The sequence below is a fragment of the Parashewanella curva genome (assembly GCF_003675895.1).
In the GTDB taxonomy this organism is placed as follows: domain Bacteria; phylum Pseudomonadota; class Gammaproteobacteria; order Enterobacterales; family Shewanellaceae; genus Parashewanella; species Parashewanella curva.
In genome coordinates this window covers 1-1,536 of sequence record NZ_ML014936.1, presented here as the reverse complement: position 1 = coordinate 1,536, position 1,536 = coordinate 1, and the positions used below count along the sequence as shown (strand labels likewise).

Here is a 1,536-nt window from a genome sequence, read left to right as displayed (position 1 = left end):
CTGACTCTTCTACACAAATCCTAACTTGGTTGAACTTATCAGGGTTTCGTTGATCTGATCAGAAAATTCCCTACACCAACCAGCAAAAATATGTCGATTTTCAACACTGAACAATGGTCAAAAGAGCATTTTGAAAAAGCCAATACTGGTGATTCTCGAAGAACAAAACGTCTTATAGAAACAGCTGCGGATATGGCTCGTTGTAGTGGCAAGTCAATCGCTCTATCATGCCAAGGGAGTGAAGCTAAGCAAGAAGGAGCATACAGGTTGATACGTAATGATTCTGTTTCACCAGAGGTGATCCGCTGTTCTGGGTTTGAGCACACTGCCGTGCTGGCTCAATCATATCCAGAAATCTTAGCTATAGATGACACCACCTCCCTGAGTTATAAACATCAAGTTGCCTCCGATTTAGGGAAGTTAGGAAGCGTGAAAGACAAAGCCCGTGGATGGTGGGTTCACTCAACACTTTTGCTGGATGGATTCACAACTAAAACGATTGGGCTAATTCATCAAGATTGGTGGTGTCGTCCTGACAATCCTGAAGATGCAGATGAAAAAGAAAGTGGTAAATGGGCAGATGCCTCACACTTTTGCCGTCAGCGCTTAGGTGACACCATGTCTCGAGTGATTTCAGTTTGCGATAGAGAAGCAGATATTCAAAGTTACCTACAAGACAAGCAATCACATAATGAGCGATTTGTTGTGCGAGCCAAGCACAATAGAAAAATCCTTGATTCTGAGCTACCGCTGTTTGAATACCTAGAGTCGCAACCAGAACTAGGAGCATACACCGTCGATATTCCACAAAAAGGAATGAAAGACAGTAAAGGTAAACCTGTTAATAGAAAGGCCAGAAAAGCCAAATTATCGGTAAAAGTTGCAGCGGTTACTCTGAAGTCTAAAGATGAAATGCAGCCAATTAATGTAGTTTATGCTCAAGAGACAACCTCAAAGAAAGATATGGAGCCTTTACGCTGGGTGCTGCTGACAACAGAGCCAATAGAAACCTTATCAGAAGCTTTACATGTTATTGATATTTATACAGCAAGATGGAGAGTTGAGGACTTCCATAAAGCTTGGAAAACGGGTGCAGGTGCAGAACGACAAAGAATGGCTGAGCCGAGGAATTTAGAAAGAGCCGTTTCAATTTGTGCATTTATAGGCATACGCTTATTGCAGCTAAGAGAGGCAATAACGATTCCCTATTACTTACGAAAGAAAGGGTTAGTCGATGCGGCGAATGAGCTCGAAAGCCAGAGTTGTGAAACCGTATTTGATGAAGATGAATGGAAGCTATTAATGAAGATGAAAAAGCCTAGAGGCTGGAATGGTAAAGATGTACCGAGTTTGAAATGGGCTTATCAATCATTGGCTAAGTTGGGTGGATTTACAGATACGAAGCGAACAGGCATTGCTGGCTGGGAAACGATATGGGAAGGTTGGGATACGCTTCAATCTTATGTAGTAGGATACCGAGTAGCGAAAGAAATGCTAGCAGATGGTGAGCTGCTTTGAGATCTGATCAAGAGACAG

General features: G+C 42.5%; 1 protein-coding gene. It reads left to right on the top strand.

Translation table 11 applies throughout. From position 1 onward, the window contains the following. Positions 1 to 90 precede the first annotated feature (90 nt). Positions 91 to 1,518: an IS4 family transposase gene (locus D5018_RS21295; protein WP_121840970.1), complete on the top strand. Its 1,428-nt coding sequence runs from the start codon at positions 91 to 93 to the stop codon at positions 1,516 to 1,518. Positions 1,519 to 1,536 lie beyond the last annotated feature (18 nt).